Source organism: Occallatibacter savannae, assembly GCF_003131205.1.
Classification (GTDB): Bacteria; Acidobacteriota; Terriglobia; order Terriglobales; family Acidobacteriaceae; genus Telmatobacter; species Telmatobacter savannae.
Genome location: NZ_QFFY01000007.1, coordinates 267,373 through 289,740 on the forward strand (window position 1 = coordinate 267,373; position 22,368 = coordinate 289,740).

A 22,368-nucleotide genomic window follows, 5' to 3' on the forward strand; every position below is an offset into this window, starting at 1 on the left:
CTTCAAAATCGTAGCGATATACCGCGCTCGCAGCATCGTCTCACCTGGCTAGAAACCCTGTTTCCGTAGTTTTAAAAAGTTCGAACTGAGCCGGACGAATGCGGGACTTCCGCACCAGTCCGACTCAGTCCCTCAAAGCTACCTCTCTGTTCCCTTAACCGTGGCGGTCTGAGTTCCGAAGGAATCCGTAACCGTCAGAGTCGCTGTTCTGGTTGAAGTAGTCCCCGTGAAAACGTCCGAAGTCTGCGGCTGGAACTGCACCGTGATTACGCACGAAGCATTTGGCGCGAGTGTCGGTAGACTACTGCACCGGGTCGCTCCGAAGGCTGGTAGTAGAGGCCTGACCGCAAAGTCTGCGGTATTTCCTGCTGTGAGTGTCCCGCCATTCGTGACAGTCAGATTCACATTACCGGTGTTCGTCAATGTGAACTGGGTTGTCGGATCGAGCACACAGAGTAGGCCTGGGCAGTTACGAGCTATCGTGTTCGGGAACGTGTACGTTGAAGGCGTGAGCGTAGCCGTCTGCACTGCCGCAACCGATGTCCCAGTTAAGCTCACCGGCGATCCAGCAACCGCGACGCTTGCACTGATCGTTACAGATCCCGTCACCGTTGTTGGGGTTGAAGGAGCAACGAATTGTACGTTGATTGTGCACGATGTTCCCGCAGCTAGCGTGGTCCCGCAAGTGCCGCCAGCCGCGGCTCGCTGGAATGGAGCCGTCACCGTGATGCTGTTGATAGCAGCAGCTGCTCCACCTCCCGAGTTGGTCAACGTCAGGGTCTGCGGCGCGCTTGTCGTCCCCACCACCGAGGTGAAACTAAGCGAAGTCGGTGAAACCGCCAGGATCGGATAGTTCGGCGGAACAAACTTGATCGCACCCACATCCACCGTGGTCAAATTCGTCGGTTTCCGCGGCTTGCCGTAGTAGTCGAGTTGTGGCGCTGCTGTCCACGCTGCCGAAGCCGGTGGAATGTAACCGATCGCCGGCGATCCAGGGGTTAGAGACGGATCGAAGCTGAACGGAGTCGCACCGCCGGGGGTTGTCGGAACGCTCAGCGACAGCGGCCCCCAACGCAGATTGATCCAGTTGTTCCCCTCGTCCACAGTCGCAGCTGCCATCAGCGTAAACGGCGGAGCCGGAAGCGCATTCGACTCGTTGGTTCCAGGCGGCACTTCCCATCCCACATAAGCTCCGCCCGCACTCGCTTCCACCGGCGAGCGGCTGCCGTTGCAGTAGTCGGCCACCACCGTCGCGGCCGGATTATCCAGGTCGCTCGCGCCTCCTCCGTTCTCTGCAAGAGTGCCAGTGTTCGTCAGCACCGAGTAGTAAGGCGAAAGCGTAACTCCAGATAGGTGATTCGCCGGCGCCAGATCACCCCGCACACCGATATCCCAGTAGCTCGGGAGATTACTCGAGGTACTGTTGCACGCGCCTGTCGCAGTCTGACCGAGTGCTGCACTCGCCTGCCCACCTGTGAAGCTCGGGTTGTAAACAGTCACGGTATTCTGCTGATTCACAAATCCCGCTCCAAGTCCGCCCACCCCGATGATCATCGAGCGGTTCTGCCAGAACAGATCGTTGTAGAGGTACGGGATCGAGGCTTTCGTGCAGTCCGCCCCTGATCCATTTGCACCGTTTCCGGTCGGGCACTTGATCGTACCTATGCCGCCTGCAAGTTGATTCATGTTTGCGACCAAAACGGCACTGTTCATCACCGAAACCAGCCCCGCCGGTTGCGGGCAAGATTGGCTCCCGTTTGTGCAGTTCACGCCTTGCGTGCTGGCCAGAGGTGCAAACAGCGTCTGGAACAGCACACCTGCACTCGCCGTCGAGTTATTCGACACCACCGTATTGTTCACGATCCTCGTCGCCAGCGCATCCAGCAGCGAGATACCACCGTCGTCCCAGCCCGCCACGTTGTTCGCGATGATGTTGTTCGTAACCGAAACCGCGTTCCACGGTGTTGTTGTCTGGAACGACGGTTGGCCTGAATGTCCCGGAATCAATGGCCAGTTCACGTTCGCCGGCTGACCAAAGAAGCCCGTCGGTGCGCCATTCGGGAAGTTCAACACCTCGTTCCCATTCACATGTTGCAACCTGAGTCCGCCGCCGCTCCCCGCGTCAGCCGAATTGCCCAGCAGCAGGTTGGCATTGATCACGAGGCCTGGTCCCGTTCCATCGCTTGGCGTAACTGACCCAGCAGGATCTGCAACGCAATCCTTGTCCGTAACCAAACCGCACGGCGGATCCGCATCCGGCGCGCCCATCACGAGCAGCCCGCCGCCATTGGTAACAATCGTCGGATTCGTCGACTCGTTGAACATGATCGAGTTGTATTCGATATCGCCATCGTACGAGAGACCGATATGCGCCACACCGGCGCCGTCACCCGTGCTCATGTTTCCGCACACCCAATTGTTGTTGAATCGGTAGTAGTCGCTTCCGTTGCAGAACGTCACGCCGCCCGCGCCTGCCGGAGTCGACGAGAACAACTCATCGCCCAGCGACGAATTCTGCGTGACCGAGTTGTGGTGCACATGCACGTCCATGTCGTAGCAGTACGGCAACGCCGTGTTGGCCTGAACACCACGCGTATCCAGAACGCACGACCCAGGCACCGTCGTTGCTACGCCGCCCACTAGATAGGCATCCGGATGCTCGCCCTGTCCCACCGTAATCCCGCCGGATAGCGTGCCCTGATTGTTCGACACCCTGTTGTTCGCGATCTGCAGGTTATGACCCCACGCATGTACCAGAATTCCGCCGCCGCCCTGCGAGCTGTTCTTGATGCCCAATCCATCAATGCTCGACGGATTGCACAGGAAGTTGCTCGGATACGGATTCTTCCCCGTAGTGTCGGAGCAATCGGATGCCGTCAGCAATTGCGTTCCATCCGGGAACACATCCGAACCGAATGGATTCGTTCCCGTCGGGAACTTCACGCCCTTTGCGAGCACCGTGATTCCCGCACCCTCATACGCGCCCATTAGCGTCGGCTCAATCAGCTGCTCGGCAAGGTTGCCGTTCAGCGTCGCATCCCAGCCTACGGTCGCCTCTAGAGGCAGGCGATCTACCGAGAACTGCATCGACGAATCGCACGTCTGCGCGCCGGACGGATCGTAAGCATTGGATCCTGTAATCGGAGTTCCGTTCAACGCCAACCCGAACAGACACACCACACGCTGCCGCCACGGATTCAGCTTGCCCGCTGGCTGCGTGTTCGCATCGATAATGCTCGTCGCCGCGCCCACACCCTGCAGTCGTACCGGCTTCCACATCAACAGCATCTCCGGGTACGTCCCAGGATCGACAATGATCAGGTCGCCCGGATTCGCCGCATCGATTGCTTTCTGGATGCCTCCGAATCCCGACGCCGTCAGAGGCGTGCCCGGCTTCACATGCGTCGGAGCGCTGCCTCCGATCGTCACCGTCACTGTGTCCACCGACTGTTTGCCGGCCGCCGTCGTAATCGAAAGCTCACCGCATTGCGCCGTCGACCCGCCATAGATTGCCTGTTGCTGCAGATTGCAGGCAGGCACGCCACTTGGGACGTTGCCCGTGATCTTCGTTCCATCCGAAGTCCAGGTAACGTTGGTCATCGGAATCCCGCCGATCGTCACGTAAGGACACGTCGTGCCGGCAACACCGTTGCAGGAATAATTCGGCCCAACTGCGAACGTCGAAAAATCTGTAGGCGTCGGCCCAAAACTATAGTGCCGCGTCACCTTCAGCTGGTTGTAGGGCGCCTTCGACGCCGACGGACCCGAGTACTCGTAGTTATCCACGAGTTGATCGCCCAGCGCCAGAATCGTGAGTGAGCCGCCCGTCTCGATCGAAGCGCTGGCTGCCGCGCCACTACCCCCGCCGGAACTGAATGAAACACTCGGTGCGCTCGTATACCCTGATCCGCCTCCCGTGACAATCACAGACGACACCTGGCCTGCAATCGGCGCCGATGCCGCGGCAGCCAGGCCGCCAGTCTGCACAGCTCCAACGAAGCTTACCGTAGGCGGCGTCGTGTAGCCGGTTCCTCCGCTGTTCAATGTAACGGACTTCACCGATTGCCCCATGTTCGCCGTTCCCGCCGCCGCACCGGACGAGAATGTAACCGTCGGTGTTCCGGTATATCCAGCTCCAGCGTTCGTGATCGTCACCGAGGACACCCGCTTGTTCAAGCTGAAAGGAATCGGCTGGAAGTTGACCGTTCCGGTCGCGTTTGTGGTCGCACCTCCTCCAGAAATCGTCACATTCACGGAAGCAAGTATCGAGTACACGCCCCCGTTCGTAATCGTGATCGACCGGACGGAGTTCGTCATGTTTGCCGTGGCCGCAGCGCCGCTTCCGCCGCCGCCGCTGAACGTGATCGTCGGCTGTGCGCTGTAGCCGCGATTCGTTGTCGGATCACCGAGATTGACTGCAGTCACCGAACCCGAAATCACCGCGCTACCCGTCGCCTGGATTCCTCCCGCCGGCGGATTTCCGAACGTCACCGATGGCGCCGAACTATACCCAGAGCCGCCATTCGTTATAGACACCGAAAGCACCGCGCCCGCTGCACCCGCCACCCAAGGTCCCTTGTTGTCGGCGGAAGCAGTGCCGGCGCCCACCGTATCTCCATCCACTTCGCTGATCGCCGGCGTCGCATCCGGATACGCGCAATCCGGGTTGTTATACCCGCCCGCAAACGCCGCCGTCGGAACAACCGGCGTGTCGAAGTACCCAGTCTGCGCCGGCATGAATGGCAGCTCGTAGCAGAATTGGCTGTATCCATCCTGGAACAACGGATCCGTGACCATCGTCCCGTTCGGACCAGCCACCGGGCCCGCATCGTTCATGCAGCCCACCATCATCGTCGGCCCGTAGCCCGTCGGGTTCGGCGGATTCACCTCCCACGTCGAGTAGCTCAGCCCGTTATACGCACCCCATGCATCCGAGTACACGCGGGTGATCTCATTCCCCGCCCAATCCTTGAACGAAACCGGCAGATACGCCGGGCCGTACTTCTCGCCAAATTGCGGAGAGTACGGATCGAACTCCGCCGTAAAGTCGTCCGTGATCACACCGGTAAAGTGCGATGCAGCGTGCGTCTCCGTGAAGATGTAGAACTTCGCCAGCGCAGAGGTCTGGTCCTGGAGATTTACTTCCTTGCGATCGCACAGGTGCCGCGTCGCGCCCGCAAATGGAGCCACTTCGTTCGAACCCGGGAAGAGGCTGATGTAATCAGGAACAATGTGCTCGGCGCCCACGCACGGCCAGTAGGTCTCCACGTTGCCGGTATCAGCTTCCTTGCTGGGGAAAGTGGTCCGCCCCAGATCCGTCGTCGAGTTCTGTCCGTTGTTCGAGTTATACGCATCCAGCAGCGTCGCTTGGTCCGGCAGAATGAACACCGACCCCAGTCCACCAAACTGCTGCGTCGCTGGAGCAATGTAGTTGTCCCCGATCAGGATGTTCTTGTCCTCTTCTTTGACAAGCTCATACCCCTCCGGAACCACAACCTCGACTACATACTTGCCATCCGGCAGCATCGGCGTACCGGCTCGATAAGGATCGTAGTTAGGACTCGTCGGATCGGTCGAGCTCGGGTTAGCGATGCACACGTTAGGATCGCAGTTCGTCCCTGTCGGCTTGCCCGTCACCGGATCGATCGACGTAACGCTCGGGAAGCTGTACATGCCGTCATACGGCGCCGGCTGCAACTGGTTCCAGTTGTGCATGCCGTCATAGCACTTGAACTCCGACTGATACGGCAGCGCATGCGTCACCGTTCCGTTGTCATAAAGATCGAGGTACTGCGGCTGGCCCTTCAACGCGAACCAGAAGTACGGGTCCGCCAGCAGCGTCCCATCGGTGCCCTGCCCCGGGCAGTTCATGTTCGGCTTGCCGTCGCTGCGGAATCCTTGAGCCCAATCATCGAAGCTGGTTGTCTCCGTGTGGTCCACCAGCGTCAGTGTTGACGTTACGCCGTCTTTGGCCACTCCCTTTTGGTAGAGGTTGATCCTCACATGCGGCACCAGCGGCTCCCAGCTCAGCTGCAGCAGCAGCGTGGGATCATCGAACGGCCGCGTCGACGCGTACACCACGTGTCCGTGGATGCCGCCGTTCTCCCCATCCGCAAACGGCTTCTTGCCGAACTCGAGGAAGTTGTTCTGCCCGGAGTATCCCTGCCATCCGTACGAGTTCACCCAGGCCGGATCAATGCGGCCCGTGGACATCGTGCTCGTACCGGTACCCGCCCCAACACTCGGCTTCGGCCCCTTGGCAATCGATTCACCGTTGCAGTCCGCAGTATCCGACATCGAGCAATACACGGCGCCCGGAACAGACAGATCGCTCGGCAGCGGATTCGGTTCGAACGTGTTCGCCAGATTGGCCGCGATCGACGAAGTGCCGCACGGCTTCGGCGCTGACGAATCCGTCAGCGACGATGTCGCACAAGCCTTCCCGCCTGGAGTGCTGCCATCCACCGGACCGCCCGCGTCGTACACCACGTGCGTCCCCGTGTTCTTGAACCGTGTCGAATCGGTTTCAATCACATACCAGTTGAAGAGCGGAAACACCTCATTGAATCCGGCGTACCCGTTGAGGTCCGTGTTGTTGAAGTTCGAGAAGCTGCCGTCGCGGAAACGGATGTTCGTATCCACAAAAGGCAGTCCGGGCTTCTTGTCGGTGGAAACGCCGCTGAAGTCCGTGTCAAGGAACGTGCGCGTATAGATATTCGACTGCCACTGATGCACAGCTATCTCGCGCATGTCGATGCCCAGCGAACCCGTCGCAGTCGCTGTTGCAGTCGTACCGCCGGATGTTGACGTAGGCGGCGGTGCAATCGTCACCGTCGGAGCGGAGGTATACCCAGCGCCGAAATCGGTGAACGTTATCCCGGTCACGACACCGTTGTCGACCGTAGCTACGGCCGTTGCCTGTCTGCATGTTGCCGTCCCCAGCGGGCTGCAGGACGGGGCCGTGACAGTGACAACAGGAGCCGCTGTGTAACCCGCTCCTCCGCTCACCAGATCACCAACCGCACCTGTCCCCAGACCCACCGGAGTCGTGATGCCGTCCACCACCTGGTCGTTCCACTGATCGAACGTCGTCACCTTCCAGTTGCCCGGCGGAATCCCGGTAAACTCGAAATTCCCATCCCCATCGCACTTCGTGAATCCGAACTCAGCTCCATCCGGATCGCCGATGCTCACATAGCACTGTGTAAACGAGTACGAGTCGTGCGTGCCGCTGCCATACAGCCGCTCATCGGGCGTGCGGCTCATGCGCGCTGTCGTGATGTGTCCCTTCACTTCATGCGTGCAATCCGTAGCCGTCTTGCACATGTCGGTCAGGCGCGCGTTGATGATCTTCGGATTCGCAAACCCGATCGTAACGTGATATCCCGCAGGTCCGAACTCCTGGAAATATCCGGGCTCGCCGATACGCATGAACGAGTCGTGAGCCTTCTGTCCGTCCAGCGTGTTCGTCTGCAGCCACTCCTCACCGGCTGCGATCCGGCTCGCACCCGGATTCGCAATCACGCCATAACGGCCCTGGTAGAGGTTCTTCACCAGCGCCTGGCCGGCCAGCGGCGAAAGCGTGCTGCCGTCCGATTCGTACTTCGGGCAGGTCACAATCATGCCCGTGATGCCCATCTGCGATCCATCGCCCGTCGTCGTGTTCTTGGTAATCTGCGGCGAAATGGGGCAGGCATCCAGCGTCGACACCGGATCAATCGTTCCCGCCAGCGCATTGCTCAGCGGCATGTTGAACATGTCGTACGTCGGCGTACCCGTTGCATCTCCCGTACCGCCCGCATCGTCCGCAAGCGTGATCTGGAATCCGCCCAATCCCGGCTCATCCGGCGACAACACATCGATACCGCCGCCCGCGTCGTGCTCGCCGTTCAGCGGATAGTCATCTTCAAACACAAATACCGAGAGCGTCGCCGGTGGATACGGGCTTGGCTCCGTATACACCGTGATCGACTGGCCGCTGTCATGCGTTCCCTTCGCAATCGGTGCACCGCCCATGCCGTGTCCGCAGCTGCCCGCCTTTACGCCTGCAGCCGAGCAATCCGGCGTGCCCGCATACCCCGCGATGAAGGGCTGCGCTGCATCTCCCGGCAGCACTGACAAATAGTAGCGCTTGTTTGGATCGAGACAATGCGCGGTATCCACCAGACCAGCGCCGCACAACGGCACATCTCCCGGGCCCGAAGGGCTCGATGTGGCGGCCGTCTTTCCCAGCACAGTCTGATTGGCTCCGCACGAAAGATCGCCCGTGCAGCCGGTCGCAATCACCGGCATGAAGCTCGTATGGAAGTTCGTCCCAAAGTTCGGAACCACGCCCGTCCCGGCCCCTGGGCATCCAGCCGGCGGCGGATTCGTCGTGCACTTCGGATCGACAAAGAACGTCCGATCCTCTTCGAGTATCCAACGGTAATCCGTGATCGTCGTCTTCCTGTCCGATCCATCCAGAACAGTGACATTCAGCCCGCTACCCTGCGGGAAGTTCACCGTGATGGTCACCGGAGATCCAACCGTTCCTTGCGCGTTCTGTGGCGAGAACATGAAGGTGTAAGGCCCTGGACCTGCCACCGCCGCCCTGAACGCACCGCTCGCATCAACAGAAATGGTGCCCGCGAAATTCTTCACGGAACCTGGCGAAACCGACAGCGGATACCCTGCTCCGTCTTTGCAACCGGTCAATACGCCAGGAGCGCTCACCTTGATCGTCTTTGAAGTCGCGGCATTGAACGTAAGCGCCGGACACGAGATCCCGCCCGCGCTCTCGATCGCGTCCGCGTTCAGAGTCACAGTGGCGCAAGCTGCTCCTGTCGTCGCGCCGTTACCGCAATAAGTGAATGAGTCGGAGAAGCTGGAGTAATTGCTTGCCGTCGTCGCAGGCCAGTCAGAGTTCGGCTGATACTTGAACGTACCGTCCGCGTTGAGCGTCACAGTCCCGTGTTGAGGAGCAGTCCCGCCCGCCTGTATCTGCACTCCATAGATGTTTACGTCGTTCGCGATCACGCCCTTGCTCGGGTCGGAGATCGTCAGCGTCTGACCTGCAATCACAGCGTTATAGATGTCGTTATTCGCTTTCGCCGTGCCTCCACCCGGTGCCGCAGGCGCACCGGCCCCATTCACCCCGATGTACGCAAGCATGCCCGCATCGCGTGCAATCGCATTCCCCGAGAGACTCAATTCGCGGTCGTACACCGGAACCGCCGGCGCACTCCCATTGTTGACAGCCGGCGCATCGATCATCACATCGTACGTTTTGCCTGCCGCCATGAACACTTCGCTCTGGATGCGCTGCACGCCCGGCAGCGGATTCCCGTCCTCTGCAACCAGCCCAAACCCGCTCTTGCCACCAATCGTCGAGCCCACCAGCGCAGGCACGTGCATCCTCAAGCCCGCATTCACCAGGCGAACGAGGACGTTTCCAGAAACCGGCGCACCTGTGCTCCCTGCCGGAGTCGCAGCGAAAACCGACTTCGCCGCATTCGTCTTGTCGAACGCAACGCCATTGATGTTGTAGTACCGCGGCGAATAGTTCACCACCGGCGGATAGCACGCCGTCGCTCCGCCGCTGCACTTCGCCATACTCGGCGTCAGCGCAAGAATCGAACTCGCTGTTGCGTCGATCCCTGGGGTGTCGTTCGGATCGCGCGTGATCGTGACCGTTGGCGCGACCGTGTAGCTTCCAGGCTCGTTGGGAGTGATATCGATTTCCGTGACTTGGCCGAAGGTAGGACTCGTCTTATCCGTGTCGATGACCGCCGTCGCGGACGCAGGATTCTGGACCGCAGGACTGAATGAAACCTTTGGAGCGATGGTGTAGTTAGAGCCTGGATTGATCACATTGATCTGCGCAACCGGCCCGCCATGTTGCACCCCGTATGTCGCGCTCTCATTAAATCCCGGCGTATTCACTGCTGCGCTCACCGCATTATTCTGCGCAGGGTCAATCTCTCCAAAAATCAGCGGCACCTCCGCGTTGTAGCTCACGTTGCTGTACGCGGTGCCGGGCGATGTTGACGTGGCAGGCTGCGTTACAACCACCACTCCGTACAATCCCATCGCAACCTGAATACCCGGATGCGTGCCCGATTCCAGCAGATACGTTCCAGGCTGCATGGCCTTCCATGTGAGTGCCTTCACCGCCGTTGCGGGCGTCACTTCGGTGCCGAACGATCTCACTCTTGGCCCCTGAGCCGGCGGAGTGAACACCGGACCCGTATTCGCAATTGGCCACGTCGTTCCCTGGTCATCATGAACAGGGCTTGCCACACTCTTCGGACTGCCAAGTCCGCCACCGAGTTGACCAACGATCACCAGCGAGGTCGGAACCGGGCCACCTGCGAAAATCAGCCTGTCACTCAGATTGATCTGCAGCGTATCGCCGCTCGGAACCGTAATCACAACCGGCGACCACCCTGCACCCGCATTCGGGTTCGCCGCCCTGCAACTTGCCGGCGAACTCGGCACGGGCACGCCGCACGAGTATCCCCACATCGGCACAACCGACCCATCCGGCAGTACAGCCGTGCTCGGGCCCGCCGTAAGGTTGATCTGGTCCTGCGCCATCGCGCCGACCGCGCCCGCAAGAAGAACAGAAGCTCCGATAACCGCGGTTCTCAGACGTTCATTGAGTCTCATGGCCTGCATCTCTGTTCTCCTTGCTAGTTCGATTCGTCGATCTGGAACTCACGCGAGTCAACGAGCATCATCATCATCATTCCGCCCGGGAACGCATTGTTCGTTGTGATCTCGCGCTCGTTGTGCGAGTGCCACATGAATGCAAATCCCGCTTCACCCGAAGGCGAATTGGCAATCGTGCCTGATGGCGGAGTCGTTCCGGTCGCTCCCGTGGCTCGCGTTGTCGCATCAGGCCCGAGATACGGACTCCCGCCGTACCACGCGCCGTTCGTCAGGATGTTGGGATCCGGCAGCGTCGCCGGTCCGCCGCCCGGTACATCTCCAAACGGGCTCACCTGCAGCGGCTTCGTGTGATCCTGGCACCACTCGTAATAGTTCAGCGCCGCTGGATTTCCCGTGTTGTATCCGTTCGCGTCCGGGATGCATGGCAGCGTGGCATTCGGATCACCCGTACTCGACGCCACCTCATGCCCGTACATGTCCCAGTTCAGGCCTCTTCCGGTGTAGTAGAAGATTCCATCCATCGCCTGCCCCGGCGTTGTCGTCGTCGTAAAGAGCGCCGGACCGGCCAAAGCTTTTCCATCTTGGGTAAGGATCAGGTTTCCATCTCTCGCCAGCACGCGTACGTGGTTCGCATGTTCGTGAAACGGATGTTGCCATCGCCCCTGACCCACAATGCGCAGCAGCACCTGCTCGCCCGGATGCAGATGGGGATTTCCGTTGTACGGCTGATGCGGATACTGCGGCGAGTAATTCGGATCCATGTCATCCGGCATCGATCGCCCGTTGATCATGAAGTACGCAGGATGATAAGGCTCCGTCGGAACGTCAAGCCCAGTGGGGCACATGTTCGTTGTGCTCGACGCGCAGGTCGCAATCGCACTCACCTGCTCGAACGCCGCTTCATGAATCCGCGGGTCCATCTCCGAGAACTGGAAAAGGTACTCGCGGTCGTAGCAGGTATGCGGATCGTCATAAGCCGACGTCGACAGCCGGAAGTCGGCTTCGCCCCACGCTGTACGTGCTGCGCTATTGCTGCTCTCTAAATCGGCTACACAACCTTGTGTCGGACTTACATAGTTACCTTTGACTGGAGTACTCGGCAGCACGATGATCACTCCGTACATACCCATCTCAATCTGCAGGTCTCCCTGAGTACCGCTGTAGTAGGCCCGTGTTCCAGGCGTGGTTCCCGTGATGGTGTACGTCACGCTGCAGCCGTGTGTTGCCTCGGTGGTCAGCAAACCTTGCGCAATTGCCGTTGTCGGTGTACAGGAAGCATTGGGCTGGCTTGCTGTTGCTGAAGCCGCCACTTGCAGGCCGGGAAAGAGGATCGAAGTATTCCCCGCAGCGGCAGGCAGCGCGTTCACGAGGTTCACCGTGACGGTCTGCCCTTCTGTCACGATTAACGTCGGACCTGGTATCTGCATTGAGTTGCAGACACCTCCAACAATCGTCTTCGGCTCAAAGTCAGGGCTTGTGCCGGGAGCACAACCGTATCCCCACGAATAGACAGACTGCCCGTCAGGTTGCGTGATGAACGCGGGCTGCGCGATCAGATCGAACGTGCTTCCCTTGATTCCTGGAGCGGCAGCGTGCACCAGCGGTGTTGTTGCGAGCGACGTGGCCATCATCAACATCAGGAGCAGCCCGGTCTTGCGAAACGCGGTCGTGAATAGCGCCTTCATCTTGCCCTCCTAGAGGATGTGGACCTCGGTCATCAGCCCGCCAAAGTTCTCCGCGTCGTTCGCCAGGTGATCGAGATTGGGAGTGTAAAGATAGAAAACCTGGCCGGACGAATAGCGCGTCGTATCGCTGGCATCCAGAATCACGTCCAGCGATTCGCCTCCGCCCAGCGTGATCGAGTTCGTCTTGTAGTACATGTTGTTGCCCGACTGATCGCGCAGAAGCTTTGCGTTGATTCCAATCACCGTCATCGGAATCCCCAGCGACGCAAGCGTCTGGTACTCGCTCACATCCAGATCAGAGATCCGCAGCAGCGCCTTCTTGCCCGCCGGAATGTTGATGATCGCCGGCAGCGGCTGCGAAAAGTGATTCACTCCATCTGCACTCTGCGTCGTCAGCGGCCCGCTCGTCACCGTGTCCGGATAGCTCCGCCCGTTCAGCAGAAAGTACTTGTCCTTCATATCGGCGAAGCCCTCCGGGTTGAAGGTCATCCCGACGAAGTGGAAGTTCGGATCGAATCCGTGAATCTGCAGCGGATACTCGACGTCATACTGAGTCGAGCCATCGCCATCGTTGTACGCGTATTTCTTCGTCTCGGGATCCGCGAGTGGTTTTTTGGTCGCGGGATCAACTGCTTGGAACCCGCCATCAGGGGAGTTATCCGTCCCGTGCACAATCGAGTACGGAAGAGGGTTTGTGCACAGAATGTCTGTATTCGGGTTGCATGCAGTTCGCGGATCACTCTGCTGTGCCTGAAGAGCCATAAAGACACTTGTTCCGCTTGGCACGCGATTCTGCCTCGGCCTCACATACAACTGCCCCACCATGCCCATCTGCAGGTGCTCGGGCGGCGTGATGTGACAGTGGTAGAAGTACGTGCCCGCATCCGGCGCCAGGTAGTAGTACGTGAAACTGCCGCCGATATTGATCGCCACCGACGCGTCCGGCACGCCGTCATAAAACGACGATGCATTCGGATAGCCGTGAAAGTGAACCGTATGCTGCTCAAACAAGTCGGGCCGCATAATCATGCCCACGTTGCTCAGCGTCAGAAAATACTCATCATCCTCGTCGATTGCCATCAGCGGCGCCGGAACGTTTCCGTTCATCACTCCGACGTCCATAATCTGCCGGGGATCCACATGGCCATCGATACAGGCCGCACCGGTGCAATTACCATCTCCCATGGAGTCGAGGTTCGGAATCAATCCAACCGCTCCGTTGAAGCCGAACGTCCCGGAGCTTGTCGTGGTCGTTGATGCGTTGTCCGTAGTTGCCGGATCTCCCGGAAGCAGCGGCCCCGCTGGAAGTGTGTTGAAAATTGCGGGAAACTGCGTGCCCGGCAGCCCGTTCGCCACATCCGCCAAACCCGACAGCGGACCGAACGCAAACAGGTATGTCTGCGTCCCGTCGCCCATCGTGGCGTATCCGTCGCCGCCCGAGATCTGCTGGCACTTGATCGCGCCGTTCACCGGACCAGCGCTTGCGCCGCCAGGAGTGTAGACATACGTGGAACCGTTCGTTGCCCCCGTATAAGCGGGCTCCGCGTTGTTGTTCGCGGCATTGGGATGCGTGATTGTGCTTGGGGGGCATTGCACCCGGAAAGACTGAGCGCTCGCGGCTACGGCCGTACCCGCAACGAACACCCACACGATTGCGCAAACGATTCTCCTCGACATGCGCCTCCTCCTGTGCACGGCAGTGCAGCCGATCGTCAACACTGCCGTCGTGCCCTGAATCATCCTTGGATTGAAGGTCGCCTATCTTGCGATTCGTCAAGTACGCACCGATTGCAGAACGGATTCGCACGTTTTGAATGCTTGCTCACCGCACGAGGCAACTCCTTGCATCCGCATCTTTGCCCCAGATCAAACAATTGGCCCGCCCAGCGTAGGAATCTGTTCTCGTCGTCATCACCGGAGAGCTCGTCTATGAAAGCCAACCCGCGCAAACATCACGCCCTGCTCGCAGCAGCAATCGTCCTTACTTCCATCTCGGCTCTCGCGCAGCAATCAACGCGTGCTTCGGTCGATGATTCTGCGGTACGCACGGCGCGTCCCTCGCTCGGTCCTTCTTTCAATGCGCTGACGCCATCCTCCGGCGCAGCACCCGGACTCAATCGCTCCGCACCCCGCCCCTCTCCGCGTCGGCGCACACCCATCACTGAGGCGGAGCTCCTCTCCGGCGTCAATCTCACCGAACAACAGAAAACCGCCATTGATCGCATTCACCACGAGATGAGAGCCAAGATGGAGATCGTCTCCAAAGACCAGAACGAATCGCCCGAGCAGAAAAGTGCCATGCTTGAAGGCATGAACCGCATGCAGATGCGTCAGGTCTTCGATGTGCTCAGCTCGGAACAGCGCGAAGAAGTCAGAAAACGAATCCTCGCCGTCCGATCCACCGCCCACCAGGACGAAAAGTCTTCATCCCCGCAAAGCCCTCGTTAAGTCCCATTCGCAACAATTCATCCTCTGCGTGTTGACACTGGCCGCCTTACGTTGATATCAACAGATCTGTTCATCGAAACTGGCTCGCACTGAGAGGAGAATCTATGTTTTCCCCCAAAGGAAAATTCGCCTGGTACGAACTCATGACCGGCGATACCAAAGCCGCCGGAAAGTTCTACTCCGACGTCGTCGGCTGGACCACGCACGAAATGCCCAGCCCCACCGGCACGTACACCACCTTTAACATCGGCGAAGTCGGCATGGCCGGCATGCTCACCATCCCCGGCCACACCGCGTGGGTCGGCTACATCTCGGTGGATGATGTCGACGCCCACATCGAGAAGATCGTCGAAGCCGGCGGCAAGCTCTGGCGTCCCGCTACCGACATTCCCGGCATGTTGCGCTTCGCCGTCATGTCCGACCCCCAGGGTGCGGCGATCATCATCTTCACGCCCGACCCCGCCATGCCCAGCCCCACGCGCCCCGAGCCGCCCGCTGTCGGCACCATCGGCTGGCACGAGCTCTACACCTCCGACCTCGAAGCCGGATACAGCTTCTACAACAAGCTCTTCGGCTGGACCAAGCTCAACGACATGGACATGGGATCGATGGGCGTCTATCGCCTCTTCGACGAAGGTGACCACAAGCCCATGGGCGACGGCGGCATGATGACCAAAGCCCCGTACATTCCTGTCTCATGCTGGAACTTCTACTTCATGGTCGATTCCATCAACGCAGCCGTAGACCGCGTGAACAAAGGCGGCGGAAAAGTCCTCAACGGCCCCATGCAGGTCCCCGGCGGCGGCTGGATCATCAACGCCCAGGACCCCCAGGGCGCCATGTTCGCCCTGCTCAGCAGCAACGAATAGCCTCCACAAAGAAAAACTCCCCGGCCATCACTGCCCGGGGAGTCTTCTTTATATCTGTTCCATGTTTCCTGTTCCCTAGTCTCTAGTCCCTGCTCTATTGCACAGTTCCCTGGGGCCTCAGCCTCCGCAGATCCAGCGCGCACTCCACCGCGTTCTGCGCATGCATCCGCAGATTGTCGGACGCCGCCCACAACCAAAGCCGCGTCGACTCATTCGCATTCCGCGCGCCCTGCTCGAGCCGCAGCCGCACCAGCACATCGTTCTGTCCCGTAGCAGCAAGGTTCGAAGGCGAGTCCGTCTCCTCCAGCACCAGATCCACATGCTCGCCGCCAAGCGCCTCTTCAAGCGCCGCTACATCCACCGGCCGCTCCAGCTCAACGAAAATCGAGAACGCGTGCCCGTGAAACACCGGCGCACTGATCGACTGAATCGATAACGACGGCAGTCTTCTTCCCGCAAGCGCGTTGTACTGCCGCCGAATCCGCGCGTCCGTCTGACTCAGACTCGCCTTCGCGCTCTCCCCAAATCCGCTCAGCAGGTTATAAGCCGTCTGCGCGTCAAACGTCGCCTTCGGCAGCGACTGAAAGCTCAGCAGGTTCACTGTCTGCTGATGCAGCTCATCCATCGCCGCGCGCCCAAACTCGCTCGCCGGCAGCAGCACCGTCGCCGCAGCCTGACGCACCGGAGCCGCCTGTTGCACGCGCTCCATCAGCAATCCAAGCGCCAGCGCCGCCGGGTTCGCCGGCACCACTGCAGGAGTGAAGAGATCCGCCGTCACCTCCTGCGCCGCAACCCACGGCGAACGCACCAGCACTCCCGTCTCCGCATCCAGCGCACCCGACAGATCCAGCACTGTCGATCCCGCACGCAGCGCCTCGCGCCAGTACTTCTGCGTCAGCTTCTCTGACCCGCAGAAAAACGTGAAATCCATATGCTCGAAGGCATCGGGCCCGATCGCCTGCACAAACGTGATCTCGTCGCCCACCTGGTCCAGCTGCCCCAGCCCCTCGTCTTCATCCAGCAGTGAAAGATCCGCCGCCGCCAGCGACGACTCCGAAATCGCATCCTTCAGCTCTTTGCCCAGCAGCGTCGATGCTCCAACAATCGCAATCTTGTACACAGAATTCCTTCTCTGATTTTCAGCGCCAGCTTCGATCCTCGAATTGCTCGATTTGCAATTCCTGGCTCGAATCACAAACCACCAGCTAAGAGCTAAAAGCTAATAGCTAACAGCTACGAGCTCACGTATGCCGCAGCGGATCCGGATCGCTCCCCGCGCTATCCTGCATATCCCGCAATCCTCTGCGCCGCCGGCGCGACCAGCCATACGCCGCCCGCGCCCAGATGCCCGAGAACGTGTAAGCCAGCGCGATCGGAAACAGAACTCCCTGCGAGTACCGGATCATGATGTACAGCACAATCGCCATGACCAGCAGCAGCCGGAAAGGATGCGCCTTGCTCAGGTCGATCTCCTTACCCGACCAGAACCGCCACGTGCTCACCATCAGGAACGCCGCAAGCCCCACCAGGATCATCCACGGAATCGAGATCCACCATTCCGTTACCGGATACCCGCCGAAAAAATGCACCGTGCTCGCCAGCAGCGCCGCCGCCGCCGGAATCGGCATCCCTACAAAATACTTCCGGTCCGGCCGTCCCGGATTTCTCGGCTTCGGATCGTGACTGATGTTGAAACGCGCCAGCCGCGATGCCCCGCCGATCACAAACAGGAAACACAGAAACGCGCCCGCTTGAATAATGTGGTGCCGCACATCCGGATTCATCTCCTCCGGCAGCGAACGGAATCCCCAGACCCACGCCAGCAAACTCGGCGCAACTCCAAACGTGATCACATCCGCAAGCGAATCGAGCTCCCGCCCAAAATCGCTCGCGGTATTCGTCATGCGCGCAATGCGCCCGTCCAGCGAGTCGAACGGAATCGCAAGCAGAATCGCGATCGCCGCCACATCCAGGTGCGTCAGCGATCCAATCGCGTTCAGATTGTTCGTGATCGCATCCAGCGTCTGCGTAATCGCGAAGTAGCCCGCGCCGATATTCAGAGCCGTGAAGAACGACGGCAGAATGAACATCCCGCGCCGGATGCGCGCGCGATTTCTGGCTTGTGCCAGCGCCGCGTCGGCGTGGTTCACGCGCCCTCTCCGTCTTCAATCTCCGGCTTCACGCTGGCCCGCGCCTGCTTCCTCGGCTCCCGCACTCCGGCCATCGTCTCCGACTCCGCCATCTCCGCGATGATCGACGAGCCGCCCTTCACGCGCTGCCCCGTCTTCACGCGGATATCCGCCTCCGCCGGCAGAATCACATCCGTCCGCGACCCAAACTTGATCAGCCCCACGCGCTGTCCACGTTCTACCCGATCGCCCTCGCGATAGTTGAAGACGATCCTTCGCGCGATCAGCCCAGCAATCTGCTTAAATACGATCTCAATCCCCTCGCCGCGCACCGTCACAATATTCTGTTCGTTGCGTTCGGCGCACTCCTGGTTCATCGCATTCAGGAATTTTCCCGTCTGATAACGCACCGCCGTAATCTCGCCCGCAATCGGCGTCCGGTTCACATGCACATCAAACACATTCAGAAAGATGCTGATGCGCTGCCGCGGACCCTTAGGGGTATCGATCCTCGCCGTCTCCGTCACAACCCCGTCCGCAGGCGACACAATCAACCCCTCGCCCTTTGGAATCGCACGTTGTGGATCGCGGAAAAACCACAGGAAAAACGCCGCCAGCAAAACCGGCACGATGCTCCAGTACCACGTGCCCGTAGCCCACACCAGCACCGCGGCCACCGCCAGCAGACTCAAACCGTAAATGTAACCGTCACGAACCATTGTCCCTAACGATTATACGGTCGATTTCGACACCAGGGTTTGTTACAGCAGACTGCTGCACTTAGGACGGCCTCGTCGGGCGCACACCCGCCGTAAGGCCATTCAATTCATCGTCCCGCTTGCCCGATCCGCCTGAAACTAAGCCGTCACAGGAACCCGGTGCTCGAGAGCAACAATCAGGTCCTTGGCATGCAGTTTCAGCTTCTTCAGGCGAACTTCCTCGAGCTGCTCATCCGTAGAGAGATAAGGCTTCTGAAGCAGTTCTTCCAGCCGCTGAGCGTAGCGACGATGTTCGGCGTGCAGACGACCGATTTCTTCGCCCAGCGTGGCTGCATTTATCTCATCCATCTAAGCACCTCCATGTTTCTTAGCAACTGGTTATAGTCCTCCCCCTGCTCCCTCCGCAAGCGCCAACACAACAGAATTTCGCCGCCTATTGTGGATTTCCTAACCTTGAGTAAACACCCGTGACGCAGCGCACATGGGTCAGCTCCCAGCTCCCAGCTACTGGCTACTGGCTACTGGCTACTGGCAACTGGCAACTGGCAACTGAAGACTAGCTGAGCCTCAGCCTCATCAACACCGCATCCTCCACCGGCGCCGCGTAGTACCCTGGCCTCCGCCCCTCTTCTCTGAACCCGAGAAACCGGTAGAACCCCAGCGCCGAACGATTTCCCTCGCGCACCTCAAGCATCACTTCGCGAACACCCTGCCTCCGCAGCTCGTGCTTCAACGAAGCAAACAGCTCCCTTGCTACCCCATGCCTCTGGTGCGGAGCCGCCGTCACAACGCTCTCCAGCTCCGCCTCCCCGCCCGGCAAAACCGCCGCAACCACAAACCCCGCCAGCCCTCCGTCCCGCTCCGCCACCAGCGCCACCCGCCTCGGCTGATTTCCCTGATCAACGGCCGCCTCGTACGCCGCCCTCCCCCACACGGGCGCATGATCCGTCTTCCCCGCAATCTCCATCACCGCATCAATATCGGAAGCCTCCATCCGCCGCACCCGGACCCCGGACCCCTTCTCTTCCCCAGCCCCCTTCGCCTTCTCCCCAAAAATCTCCGCATCCGACCGCCGCAGATAATGCCCATCCAGCGTCGCCAGATCCGCGAACTCCCCAGCCAGAATCGCAGGCACACAAAGCCGGATAGCATCCGCCGCAGTCGGAGCCTCAACACGCCTCATCTCCACCCCGTTCCACCCCGACGCGACCATCTCAGCCGCCGCCTCATCACACACCGCAACAAGACTGGGTGCCCCAGGTCCGGGGTCCCCGCAAACTTGTTTGTGGGGTAGAGGTCCGTGTGTTCGGACCTGGGATACATCAAAGCCCCCGGGTGCCCCCGAGCCTGCCCTGAGCTTGTCCAAGGGTCCCTCGCCTTGGGGGACCAGGGAAACGACCACACCGGGTGCCCCATATCTCGCTTTTGAGATGTGGGATATCTCCTCCGTCCCCGCCAGCAACTCCCTCACTTCCCCATCGGACTCCACCCTTAAAAACACCTCGTGCCGGTGCGCATCCAGCGCCGCCGACCCCACTTCCGCCTTCGCCGCCAGCACCGCCAGCCGCGAAACCGCCACCACCGGAATCCGCCCCGGCTCCGCCAGCCCCTTCACCGCGCTCAGCCCCACCCGAACGCCCGTAAAACTCCCCGGCCCATGCACCACCACAATCGTCCCAACATCCTTCAGCCCGAAACCCGCCCCCGTCAGCAATCCCTCCACCGAAGAAATCAGCGTTGAAGAATAAGTTCTCCCCGCCAACTCCATCTGCCCCAGAATCTCCAACGAACCATCGGGTGCCCCATCCAAGCTCTGCTTGGGTGGGGTGAAAGAACCAACCCGCGCCAGCGCCACCGTCCCCGTCGGCCCGCAAGTATCCAACCCCAGCACCAACAGCCCGCTAACTGCCTCACTCTCCGTCATCTCCCTCCCAGCATGACACAGGCGTATGAGCCCGTAGCTCGTAGCCAGCAGCTCGAACCAGTAACATCTGGAAGCTCCGGGCCCAAAGCTACCGGCTACCGGCTACAAGCTTCCGGCCCACAACTGACAACTGAAGACTGACAACTGAAGACTGACAACTGACAACTGTCTTTTCCGTTAATCTAATCCCAGCACTCCCCAGCACCACCCGCTCCCCACGGCGGCACCAAATTACAGGAGAACCGCCGCGTGGCCACCGCCACCGCTTCATCCGCAGCCACCGACTTCCACCAGACGTGGCGACCCCGCGCCAACCCCTGGGCCATCGCCATCACCGTCACGCTCGCCACCTTTATGGAGGCGCTCGACACCTCCATCGCCAATGTCGCCATGCCCCACATCGGCGGCTCCCTCGGCGCCAGCCCTGAAGAAGCCACCTGGGTCCTCACCAGCTATCTCGTCGCGAACGCCATGGTCCTGCCCATCTCCGGCTGGATCGCCAACCGCATCGGGCGCAAGCGCTTCTACATGTCATGCGTTTTCCTCTTCACGATCGCGTCGCTCCTCTGCGGAATCGCGCCCACTCTCGGAATGCTGGTCTTCTTCCGCGTCCTTCAGGGCGCGGCCGGCGGCGGCCTCCAGCCCAGCGAGCAGTCCATCCTCGCAGACACTTTTCCGCCGCAGAAACGATCCATGGCCTTCGCCGTTTACGGAGTTGCCGTCGTCACCGCGCCCGTCCTCGGCCCCACCGTCGGTGGCTGGATCGTCGACAACTACACCTGGCGCTGGATCTTCTTCCTCAACATCCCCGTCGGTATCATCTCGCTCATCCTCTCCAACCGCCTCGTTGAAGACCCGCCTTATCTCGCAGAAATCCGCAAGCGTCGCGAAGGCATCGACTACTGGGGACTCGGCCTCCTCATCATCTCCATCGGCGCCATCCAGATCATGCTCGACAAGGGCCAGGAGGACGACTGGTTCGGCTCGCGCTTCATCGTCACCCTCGCCGTCACCGCCGTCATCGGACTCACCCTCTTCTTCTGGCGCGAGCTCTCCATCGACCACCCCGTTCTCGATCTGCGCCTCTTCGCACGCCGCAACGTCGGCATGACGCAACTCGTCATGTTCATGGTCGGCGTCGCGCTCTACTCCTCCACCGTGCTCATCCCGCAATTCCTGCAGGAGATCATGGGCTACTCGGCGCGTCAGGCCGGCATGGCCGTGTCTTCCGGCGGACTCGTCCTCATGGCCCTATTCCCCGTTGCCGGAGCCCTCGCGCCCAAATTCGATCCGCGCAAGCTCGTCTCTATCGGTTTCGTCATCACCACCTGGGGCCTCTTCCGCATGTCGACGCTCAATCAGAACATCAGCTTCGGCCAGGCCGTAAGCTGGCGCGTCTTCATCGCCCTCGGACTTCCCTTCCTCTTCATCCCCATCAATACTCTCTGCTACTCCGGTATCCCGCAGGAGAAGTACAACGAGGTCAGCGGACTCACCGCGCTCATGCGCAATCTCGGCGGCTCCGTCGGCATCAGCTTCATCACCACGCTCCTCGCGCGCCAGAGCCAGAAGCACCTCGCGTTGCTGATGCACAACACGACGCCCGGCAACCCTGCCTACGAAGACATGCGCAACGGACTCGCGGGCGCCTGGCATCACCTCGGCTCCTCCATGCCCGACGCCATGCAACACGCCGGCGCACAGATCTACGGCATGGCCCAGATCCAGGCCCGCCTCCTCGCCTACGTCGATGTCATCTGGGTCATGGTCTTCGTCACCGCCGTCCTCGTCCCGTTGCCCTTCCTCATGAACCGCCCCAAGAAGCTAGCCCCCGCCCCCATGGGCCACTAACCAGAGCCCTTCTCAATTCCTCAGCAAAATGGGTGCCCCCGGTCCCTCGCTTTTGGGGACCGGGGAGTACGCGATTCGCCTCTCAATAAAAAC

The 22,368-nt window shown here is 60.3% G+C and carries 11 protein-coding genes; 3 read left to right on the top strand and 8 right to left on the bottom strand.

What is annotated here, in order from left to right; translation table 11 throughout:
* Window positions 1–138 precede the first annotated feature (138 nt).
* Genes DHV10_RS23645 through DHV10_RS23655 form a run of 3 tightly spaced genes read right to left on the bottom strand, consistent with a single transcriptional unit; the run spans window position 139 to window position 14,012 of the window.
* Window positions 139–10,656 (bottom strand): choice-of-anchor D domain-containing protein, encoded by a 10,518-nt coding sequence (locus DHV10_RS23645; protein WP_109488884.1) that lies wholly within the window; start codon window positions 10,654–10,656, stop codon window positions 139–141.
* 14 nt (window positions 10,657–10,670) lie between these two features.
* Window positions 10,671–12,335 (bottom strand): multicopper oxidase domain-containing protein, encoded by a 1,665-nt coding sequence (locus tag DHV10_RS23650; protein ID WP_109488885.1) that lies wholly within the window; start codon window positions 12,333–12,335, stop codon window positions 10,671–10,673.
* 9 nt (window positions 12,336–12,344) lie between these two features.
* A complete protein-coding gene (locus DHV10_RS23655; protein ID WP_109488886.1) occupies window positions 12,345–14,012 on the bottom strand; it encodes a multicopper oxidase domain-containing protein in 1,668 nt (555 codons plus the stop codon).
* 252 nt (window positions 14,013–14,264) lie between these two features.
* Here DHV10_RS23655 and DHV10_RS23660 point away from each other — a divergent pair, with 252 nt between their 5' ends.
* Window positions 14,265–14,783, top strand: a complete 519-nt coding sequence (locus DHV10_RS23660; protein ID WP_109488887.1) for a hypothetical protein — start codon at window positions 14,265–14,267, stop codon at window positions 14,781–14,783.
* Window positions 14,784–14,887: 104 nt separating this feature from the next.
* Window positions 14,888–15,652, top strand: coding sequence for a VOC family protein (locus tag DHV10_RS23665; protein ID WP_109488888.1), 765 nt, complete (start codon window positions 14,888–14,890; stop codon window positions 15,650–15,652).
* 94 nt (window positions 15,653–15,746) lie between these two features.
* On the opposite strand, the gene DHV10_RS28070 is transcribed toward DHV10_RS23665, so the two are convergent.
* From DHV10_RS28070 to tsaB, 5 genes are all read right to left on the bottom strand, one after another.
* On the bottom strand, window positions 15,747–16,772 hold the full coding sequence (locus tag DHV10_RS28070) for an Asd/ArgC dimerization domain-containing protein (protein ID WP_275425939.1): 1,026 nt from the start codon (window positions 16,770–16,772) through the stop codon (window positions 15,747–15,749).
* A gap of 121 nt (window positions 16,773–16,893) precedes the next feature.
* Window positions 16,894–17,802: a CDP-alcohol phosphatidyltransferase family protein gene (locus DHV10_RS23675; protein WP_239462005.1), complete on the bottom strand. Its 909-nt coding sequence runs from the start codon at window positions 17,800–17,802 to the stop codon at window positions 16,894–16,896.
* The gene (locus DHV10_RS23680) at window positions 17,799–18,500 is read right to left on the bottom strand and encodes a phosphatidylserine decarboxylase family protein (RefSeq protein WP_109488889.1); all 702 of its coding nucleotides are present in this window, start codon (window positions 18,498–18,500) and stop codon (window positions 17,799–17,801) included. Before DHV10_RS23680 ends, DHV10_RS23675 begins: the two co-directional genes overlap by 4 nt.
* Window positions 18,501–18,638: 138 nt before the next feature.
* Entirely contained in the window at window positions 18,639–18,848 is a 210-nt protein-coding gene (locus DHV10_RS23685; RefSeq protein ID WP_109488890.1) for a DUF465 domain-containing protein, read from the bottom strand.
* Window positions 18,849–19,056: 208 nt separating this feature from the next.
* Window positions 19,057–20,424 carry a tRNA (adenosine(37)-N6)-threonylcarbamoyltransferase complex dimerization subunit type 1 TsaB gene (gene tsaB / locus DHV10_RS23690; RefSeq protein ID WP_109488891.1) on the bottom strand — a complete coding sequence of 456 codons (1,368 nt, stop codon included), beginning with the start codon at window positions 20,422–20,424 and terminating at the stop codon, window positions 19,057–19,059.
* A gap of 249 nt (window positions 20,425–20,673) precedes the next feature.
* On the opposite strand from tsaB, the gene DHV10_RS23695 reads away from it, so the two are divergent.
* Complete coding sequence (locus tag DHV10_RS23695) at window positions 20,674–22,275, top strand: DHA2 family efflux MFS transporter permease subunit (RefSeq protein ID WP_109488892.1); 1,602 nt, start codon at window positions 20,674–20,676, stop codon at window positions 22,273–22,275.
* The last annotated feature ends 93 nt before the right edge of the window (window positions 22,276–22,368 follow it).